The 8,447-nt window shown below is 65.4% G+C and carries 8 protein-coding genes; all 8 read left to right on the top strand.

Translation table 11 applies throughout. The annotated features are described in order from the left end of the window. The first annotated feature begins 188 nt into the window (after window positions 1-188). Complete coding sequence (locus ACCC94_RS25210) at window positions 189-767, top strand: hypothetical protein (RefSeq protein WP_413352356.1); 579 nt, start codon at window positions 189-191, stop codon at window positions 765-767. 115 nt (window positions 768-882) lie between these two features. Beyond that, the gene (gene flhA, locus ACCC94_RS25205) at window positions 883-3,006 is read left to right on the top strand and encodes a flagellar biosynthesis protein FlhA (protein ID WP_413352354.1); all 2,124 of its coding nucleotides are present in this window, start codon (window positions 883-885) and stop codon (window positions 3,004-3,006) included. A 15-nt stretch (window positions 3,007-3,021) separates the two neighbouring features. Continuing rightward, window positions 3,022-4,332 carry a flagellar biosynthesis protein FlhF gene (gene flhF / locus ACCC94_RS25200; protein ID WP_413352353.1) on the top strand — a complete coding sequence of 437 codons (1,311 nt, stop codon included), beginning with the start codon at window positions 3,022-3,024 and terminating at the stop codon, window positions 4,330-4,332. Between the two features lie 163 nt (window positions 4,333-4,495). After that, the gene (gene fleN, locus ACCC94_RS25195; protein ID WP_017520297.1) at window positions 4,496-5,323 is read left to right on the top strand and encodes a flagellar synthesis regulator FleN; all 828 of its coding nucleotides are present in this window, start codon (window positions 4,496-4,498) and stop codon (window positions 5,321-5,323) included. After that, window positions 5,320-6,069, top strand: coding sequence for an RNA polymerase sigma factor FliA (gene fliA, locus ACCC94_RS25190; protein ID WP_026079185.1), 750 nt, complete (start codon window positions 5,320-5,322; stop codon window positions 6,067-6,069). Before fleN ends, fliA begins: the two co-directional genes overlap by 4 nt. 197 nt (window positions 6,070-6,266) lie before the next feature. After that, window positions 6,267-6,641, top strand: coding sequence for a chemotaxis response regulator CheY (locus ACCC94_RS25185; RefSeq protein WP_085988857.1), 375 nt, complete (start codon window positions 6,267-6,269; stop codon window positions 6,639-6,641). A 19-nt stretch (window positions 6,642-6,660) separates the two neighbouring features. Continuing rightward, window positions 6,661-7,443, top strand: coding sequence for a protein phosphatase CheZ (locus tag ACCC94_RS25180; protein ID WP_413352352.1), 783 nt, complete (start codon window positions 6,661-6,663; stop codon window positions 7,441-7,443). 32 nt (window positions 7,444-7,475) lie between these two features. Continuing rightward, a partial coding sequence (locus ACCC94_RS25175) for an Hpt domain-containing protein (protein WP_413352350.1) occupies window positions 7,476-8,447 on the top strand: 972 nt, incomplete at its 3' end.

Raw genomic sequence — 8,447 nt, 5'->3', positions numbered from 1 at the left:
AGCTCGGGCTCCGGCGGCAGTTCGTCCAGCGGGTCGTCCGGCGGCAGTTCGGGCGGTGGGTTCTCCGGTGGCGGCGGTTCCAGCGGTGGTGGCGGCGCTTCCGGGAGCTGGTGACCGGCCGAAAGACAGGGGAACCTTTGCGCGGAAATCGCCGGTCGAAGCTTCGAGGCGCTGACCGGAGAGGGACGATGGGCGAAGCGGGATACTTCAGGATTCTGGCGGTGGGTGTCGGCCTTTGCGCCGCCTGCACACCCGACGCGCCGCAGACGCAATACCGCCTGCAAGTCTGCGGCGCCGAGCACGAAGCCCAGGTCACGGACCGCTGGTGGGGCTCGCTCTACGTTGCCCAACTCAACGGCGATAACCAGCTGGTGGTCGGCGTGCCGCTGGCGGTGCCGGGGGAGGGCGGTCGCCCGGCGACGCTCACCGCGCAGTTCCACCTGACCACCGCGCCGGACCAGCTGCGCCTGGATCCTTCGAAGCTCTCCGGGCGCTACGCCATAGGCCCGCAACGAGAGGGGCGGGCAAAGCCGGGGGAGGGCGCGGCCGTGCTGTTCCAGGAGGTGCCCGAGGACGCCCTGCGCGCCAGCCAGGGCGAGCTGGTGATCGATCGCGTGGAGATCGTCCGCAGCGAGAACGACACCGACTACGGCGTGATGTCCGGCCATTACCGCTTCGAGGCGCGCAGCGACGCGAACCAGTCCACCTGCGCGGTCGCCGGCAGCTTCAAGGACGGCACATTCAAACTGGTGAAAGACAGTTCCTGAGTCGGCTTCGAAGAAGTTGGAACGCTTCCTGCAAAACCCTGTGCGGATGCCCGGTTGGGCGTCAAAAGTTTGATCCGGTGGCCGGCTTGGCCACCAACGCGCAGGGGAAATTCGGGTGGATCGTACGCAACTGATCGGCACTGTTCGCAGCAATCTGGTAGGGCTCAGCCGGGGCAACCTCGGCGTGCCGCTGCTGTTGCTCGCCATGCTGGCGATGATGACCCTGCCCATCCCGCCGTTCCTGCTGGATGTGCTGTTCACCTTCAACATCGCCCTGTCCATCGTCGTGCTGCTGGTCAGCGTGTATGCCCTGCGTCCGCTGGATTTCGCCGTGTTCCCGACCATCCTGCTGGTTGCCACCCTGCTGCGCCTGGCGCTGAACGTCGCGTCCACCCGCGTCGTGCTGCTGCACGGCCATGATGGCCACGCCGCGGCGGGCAAGGTAATCCAGGCCTTCGGCGAGGTGGTGATCGGCGGCAACTACGTCGTCGGTATCGTGGTCTTCGCGATCCTCATGATCATCAACTTCGTGGTGGTCACCAAGGGTGCCGGGCGTATCTCCGAGGTGAGCGCGCGTTTCACGCTCGATGCGATGCCCGGCAAGCAGATGGCGATCGACGCCGACCTCAACGCCGGCCTGATCGAGCAGGGCGAGGCCAAGAAGCGCCGCGCCGAAGTAGCCCAGGAAGCCGACTTCTACGGCTCCATGGACGGTGCCAGCAAGTTCGTCCGTGGTGACGCCGTCGCCGGCCTGCTGATCCTCTTCATCAACCTCATCGGTGGCGTGGCCATCGGCATGATCCAGCACTCGATGAGCTTCGGCGACGCCGGCAAGGTCTACGCCCTGCTGACCATCGGTGACGGCCTGGTGGCGCAGCTGCCCTCGCTGCTGCTGTCTACCGCCGCCGCGATCATGGTGACCCGCGTTTCCAGCGCCGAGGACATGGGCCAGCAGGTCAACCGCCAGATGTTCGCCTCGCCCAAGGCGCTGGCCATTTCCGCGGCGATCCTGATCGCCATGGGCCTGGTCCCCGGCATGCCGCACGTGTCCTTCATCGGTCTCGGCGGCCTGGCTGCCGCGGGCGCGTACCTGATCTGGCACCGCCAGCGCCTGGCCAGCCAGAAGGCCGAACAGGAAGCCCAGACCCAGCAGGAACTGCTGCCCGCGCAGCGCGCCGAGCAGACCAAGGAGCTGGGCTGGGACGACGTGACCCCGGTGGACATGGTCGGCCTGGAAGTAGGCTACCGCCTGATTCCGCTGGTGGATCGCAACCAGGGCGGCCAACTGCTGGCGCGGATCAAGGGCGTGCGCAAGAAGCTGTCCCAGGACCTGGGCTTCCTGATGCCGTCGGTGCACATCCGTGACAACCTCGACCTGCTGCCCAACGCCTACCGTTTGACGCTGATGGGTGTCAGCGTGGCGGAAGCCGAGATCTACCCGGACCGTGACCTGGCGATCAACCCCGGCCAGGTGTTCGGCACCCTCAACGGCATCGCCGGCAAGGACCCGGCCTTCGGCCTGGAAGCCGTGTGGATCGAGGCGTCGCAACGCGACCAGGCGCAGTCCCTGGGCTACACCGTGGTCGACGCCAGCACCGTGGTCGCCACCCACCTGAACCAGGTGCTGCACAAGCATGCCCACGAGCTGCTGGGCCACGAAGAAGTCCAGCAACTGATGCAGCTGCTGGCCAAGACCTCGCCCAAGCTCGCCGAAGAGCTGGTGCCGGGGATGATTTCCCTGTCGACGCTGCTCAAGGTGCTGCAGGCGCTGCTGCAGGAGCAGGTGCCGGTGCGCGACATCCGTACCATTGCCGAGGCCATCGCCAACGTGGCGGTGAAGAGTCAAGATCCCGCCGCGATGGTGGCGGCGGTTCGCGTCGCGCTGTCCCGCGCAATCGTGCAAACCATTGTGGGACTAGAGCCGGAGCTGCCTGTGATCACTCTGGAACCCAGGTTGGAACAGATATTGCTCAATAGTCTTCAGAAGGCCGGACAGGGCTCCGAAGACGGCATGTTGCTGGAGCCCGGAATGGCCGAGAAGCTGCAGCGCTCGATGGTTGAAGCGGCGCAGCGCCAGGAGATGCTTGGCAAGCCGGCGATCCTGCTGGTGGCAGGTCCGGTCCGCGCGATGATGTCCCGGTTCGCGCGGATGGCGGTCCCCACCATGCACGTACTGGCCTACCAGGAAATCCCTGACAACAAACAAGTCACGATTGTCGCCACTGTTGGGCAGAACTGATTGAGGTCCAAGGCCATGCAGGTAAAACGCTTCTTCGCCGCCGATATGCGTCAGGCCATGAAACTGGTCCGTGACGAGCTGGGCCCGGACGCCTCGATCATCGGCAACCGCCGTGTCGCTGGCGGCGTGGAGCTGACCGCGGCGTTGGATTACCAGGCCCCGGTGGCGGCCAGCAAGCCGAACCCGGCGCTGGAGGCCGAGCTGCGCAAGACCCAGGCGAAGATCGCCCAGGCCAGGGCCGATCTGTCGGCGCCGGTCCGTGCCGGCGATGGCATGCGCAAGGACCGTCAAATGTACGGCACCGAAAAGCCGCGCCGCAGCGCCGCCGAGACCCTGGCCGAAGCCATGGCCGCTCCGGTTGCGCCGACAGCCGCTGCTGTCGGCCAGCAGGCGCTGGAAGCCATGCGCTTCGAGCTCAACGGCCTGCGCGAGCTGATCGAAGTCCAGCTGGGCTCCATCGCCTGGAACCAGCTGCAGAACCAGCGTCCGAAACAGGCCAACCTGTGGCGCCGCCTGCAGCGCATGGGCCTGCCGGCCGACCTGTCGCGCAGCCTGCTGGAGCGCGTGGCTTCCATCGCCGATCCGAAACAGGCCTGGCGCATGCTGCTGGCGCACCTGGCACGCTCGATCAATACCCCGGAAATCGACCTGCTGGAGCAGGGCGGGGTGATTGCCCTGGTCGGCCCGGCCGGCATGGGCAAGACCACTACCCTGGCCAAGCTGGCTGCGCGCTATGTATTGAAGTACGGCGCGCAGAGCATCGCCCTGGTGTCCATGGACAGCTTCCGCATCGGCGCCCAGGAGCAGATCAAGACGCTGGGCCGCATCCTCAACGTGCCGGTGACCCTGGTCGATCCGGGGCAGTCGCTGATCCAGGCCATGGCCCCGCTGGCGCGCAAGCGCCTGGTGCTGATCGACACCGCGGGCCTGCCCGCCAACGATCCGGCGCTGCGCATGCAGCTCGAAGCGCTGTCGTCGCTGAGCCTGAACGTGAAGAACTACCTGGTGCTGGCCGCCACCAGCCAGGCCCAGGTGCTCAAGTCCGCCTGGCAGAACTATCGTTCCTGTGGACTGGCCGGGTGCATCCTGACCAAGCTGGACGAAGCGGGAAGCCTCGGCGAAGCTCTGGCTCTGGCTATCAGCCAGCATCTACCGGTAGCCTATCTGGCTGACGGGCCGAAGATTCCCGATGACCTGCACGTAGCGCGCGCACACCAGCTGGTCAGCCGCGCGGTGAGCCTGCAGTCGCCGGATGAGCCCAGCGAAGACGCCATGGCCGACATGTTCGCCGGCCTTTACCAGCAGCCGGTGCGTCGCGCCAGCTGAAGATTGTGAGCCCCGGGTGGGGCGTGGGGCGGCCGGTTGAGCCGCCCAAGCGATGCGGATGCTCTGCAAGACGATCCGCGAGCACCGGCAGCAGGGGAGCACCGCAGCCGGATTAGCCGAAGCGCCGAGGCGTGACGGTCGAACGACGAGACAAGGTATTGATATGGGTATGCATCCCGTTCAGGTAATCGCGGTCACCGGCGGCAAGGGTGGCGTGGGCAAGACCAACGTGTCGGTGAACCTGTCGCTGGCGCTGGCCGATCTCGGCCGCCGCGTCATGCTGCTGGACGCCGACCTGGGCCTGGCCAACGTCGACGTGCTGCTGGGCCTGTCGCCCAAGCGCACGCTGGCCGACGTCATCGAAGGCGAGTGCGACCTGCGCGACGTGATCCTCCAGGGGCCCGGCGGCATCCGCATCGTCCCGGCGGCCTCGGGCACCCAGAGCATGGTGCACCTCACGCCGATGCAGCACGCCGGCCTGATCCAGGCCTTCAGCGACATCAGCGACAACATCGACGTGCTGGTGGTGGACACCGCGGCCGGCATCGGCGACTCGGTGGTGAGCTTCGTCCGCGCCGCGCAGGAAGTGCTGCTGGTCGTTTGCGATGAACCCACGTCGATTACCGATGCCTACGCATTGATCAAGCTGCTCAACCGCGACTACGGCATGACCCGTTTCCGCGTGCTGGCGAACATGGCCCACAGCCCCCAGGAAGGCCGCAACCTGTTCGCCAAGCTGACCAAGGTGACCGACCGGTTCCTGGACGTGGCGCTGCAGTATGTCGGCGCCATCCCCTACGACGAGTCGGTGCGCAAGGCGGTACAGAAGCAGCGTTCGGTGTATGAGGCGTTCCCGCGCAGCAAGGCTTCGCTGGCCTTCCGTGCGGTAGCGCAGAAGGTCGACAGCTGGCCGCTGCCGGCCAACCCACGAGGGCACCTGGAGTTCTTCGTCGAGCGTCTGGTGCAACATCCCACGGGTTCGGCCGTATGACCGCGGCCTCCGGAGCGCGTATGTACAGCAAGGCACAGGCGCACAACTCCCAGGAACTGCTGATCCAGAAGCACGCGCCTCTGGTCAAGCGCATCGCCTACCACCTGCTCGGCCGTCTGCCGGCCAGCGTGCAGGTGGAGGACCTGATGCAGGCCGGCATGATCGGCCTGCTGGAGGCCGCGAAGAAATACGATTCAGGCAAGGGCGCCAGCTTCGAGACCTACGCCGGCATCCGCATCCGCGGCGCCATGCTCGACGAGGTGCGCAAGGGCGACTGGGCACCGCGTTCGGTGCACCGCAACACCCGCATGGTCAGCGATGCCATCCGCGCCGTGGAGGCGAGAACCGGACGCGACGCTAAAGATCAGGAGGTTGCTGCCGAACTCAATATGAGTCTCGAAGATTATTACGGCATCCTCAGCGACACCCAGGGCAGCCGTTTGTACAGCTTCGACGACATGTTGCAGGACGGTGACCAGGGCAGTGGCTTTGCCGAAGACGCTTCGCACCACGACAACGAGCCGTCCCACGGGCTGGAAGACGAACGCTTCCAGGCGGCGCTGGCCGACGCCATCACCAAGCTGCCCGAGCGCGAGCGGCTGGTGCTGGCCCTGTACTACGACGAGGAACTCAACCTCAAGGAGATCGGCGAAGTGCTCGGCGTCAGCGAATCGCGGGTCAGCCAGTTGCACAGCCAGTGCGCCGCGCGCCTGCGTTCGCGTCTGGCGGAGTGGCGCGCGCGCTGAGCATCGGGTAGTTTCGCGCCAGCTTGTTCCTAGCGAAAAGGCTGAAGGGATTTTCCCTAGGCAAGTTAAAGGTTTACGAATTTTTGGGTGACGTTCCTTTGACGCGCCCGCAGCGAAGAGCGCACGACGCTCAATGAATTGACGGCACGCCCGCCAGGGCGCGTTTGGTATCGATGGAGGCAGGTTTGGACAAGAACATGAAAATTCTCATCGTGGACGATTTTTCCACGATGAGGCGCATCATCAAGAACCTCCTGCGAGACCTGGGGTTCACCAACACCGCAGAAGCCGACGACGGCACCACTGCGCTGCCGATGCTGCACAGCGGCAACTTCGACTTCCTCGTTACCGACTGGAACATGCCCGGCATGACCGGCATCGACCTGCTCCGTGCGGTCCGCGCCGACGAGCGCCTCAAGCACCTTCCCGTGCTGATGGTCACCGCCGAAGCCAAGCGCGACCAGATCATCGAAGCGGCCCAGGCCGGGGTCAACGGCTATGTGGTCAAGCCTTTCACCGCTCAGGTGCTGAAAGAAAAGATCGAGAAGATTTTCGAGCGGGTCGGCAGCTAAGGCCGGCATAGAGGGCGTCATGGATTTCAACGAATCCGCGGGTGACTTCGAGTCGACCCTGAAAAAACACGCGCGCGAATTGGTCGAATGCCTCGAACAGGGCGACGTACAGACCGCCGTGCAACTGATCTCCGAGCTCAACCAGGCGCGTGATCGCGGTCTCTACCAGGAAGTGGGCAAGCTCACCCGCGAGCTGCATAACGCCATCGTCAACTTCCAGATCGACCCCAGTTCCCCGCGCGCCCAGGAAGTCTCGCAGATCGCCGACGCGACCGACCGCCTGTCCTACGTGGTGACGATGACCGAGAAAGCGGCCAATCGCACCATGGACCTGGTGGAGGAGTGCACCCCGGTGGTCATGCACATCGAGACCCAGGCCAAGGAGCTGCAGGAAGACTGGTCGCGCTTCATGCGCCGCGAACTGGGCCCGGACGCCTTCCGCGAGCTGGCCAAGCGCGTCGAGCAGTTCCTCTATATCAGCGCCCAGGACAGCCGCAAGCTCTCCGCGCACCTCAACGACATCCTGCTGGCGCAGGACTTCCAGGACCTCACCGGGCAGGTGATCAAGCGCGTCACCAAGCTGGTGACCGAGGTCGAGTCGAACCTGGTGAAGCTGGTCTGGATGGCGGGTCAGGTGGATCGCTACGCCGGCATCGAGCATGACCACGAGAGCATGCGCGACGCGGTGGAAAAAGAAAGATCGTCGAAGGGTGAAGGTCCGCAGATTGCTGCCGATACAAGAAAGGACGTCGTGTCCGGTCAGGACGATGTCGACGACCTGTTGTCCAGCCTTGGTTTTTAAGCGTCCGCTGACGCTGTAGAGGGAGCACCCGAATGAGCTTCGACGCCGATGACGAGATCCTCCAGGACTTCCTGGTGGAGGCCGGCGAGATCCTCGAGCAACTGTCCGAGCAACTGGTCGAGCTGGAAAGCCGTCCGGATGACATGGACCTGCTCAATGCCATCTTCCGTGGGTTCCACACCGTCAAGGGTGGGGCGGGCTTCCTCCAGCTGAACGCGCTGGTGGAGTGCTGCCACATCGCCGAAAACGTCTTCGACATGCTGCGCAAGGGCGAACGCCGCGTGGATGCCGAGTTGATGGACGTGATGCTGCAGGCGCTGGATACCGTCAACGTCATGTTCCAGCAGGTACGTGACGCGCAGGAGCCGACTCCGGCCACTCCCGAGCTGCTGGCCGCACTGTCGCGCCTGGCCGACCCCAACGCCGCTCCCGCCGAAGCACCCGCTGCGGCCGTTGCCGAGCCCGTGGCGGTGGAGGCTCCGGCTGCGGCTGATGCTGGCGCTTACGGCGACATCACCGATGCCGAATTCGAACAGCTGATGGATGCCCTCGAGCCTGCAGCCGAAGCGCCTGCCGCGCCGGTTGGCAGCGGTGGCGACGACATCACCGACGATGAATTCGAAGCGCTGCTGGACCAGCTGCACGGCAAGGGCCAGTTCAGTGCCGGCGCCAAGGAGCCTGCCAAGCCGGCTCCGGCTCCCGCGGCGGAAACGCCGGCCGGCGGCGACGAGATCAGCGACGACGAATTCGAAGCTCTGCTCGACCAACTGCACGGCAAGGGCCAGTTCACCGGCGCGAAGGAAGAAGTTACCGCTCCCGTGGAGGCTGTTGCCGCGAAAAAAGCCGAGGAAGCTCCGGCTGCCGCGGGCGACGACAACATCACCGACGACGAATTCGAGAAGCTGCTCGACGAGTTGCACGGCAAGGGCCAGTTCACTGGCACGAAGGAAGAGCCGGCCGCAGCTGCCAAACCGGCCGCCCAGCCTGCTCCCGCGCCTGCGCCC

The organism is Pseudomonas sp. Pseusp97, from assembly GCF_047304025.1.
In the GTDB taxonomy this organism is placed as follows: Bacteria; Pseudomonadota; Gammaproteobacteria; order Pseudomonadales; family Pseudomonadaceae; genus Pseudomonas.
This window is presented reverse-complemented; position numbering and strand designations above follow the sequence as displayed.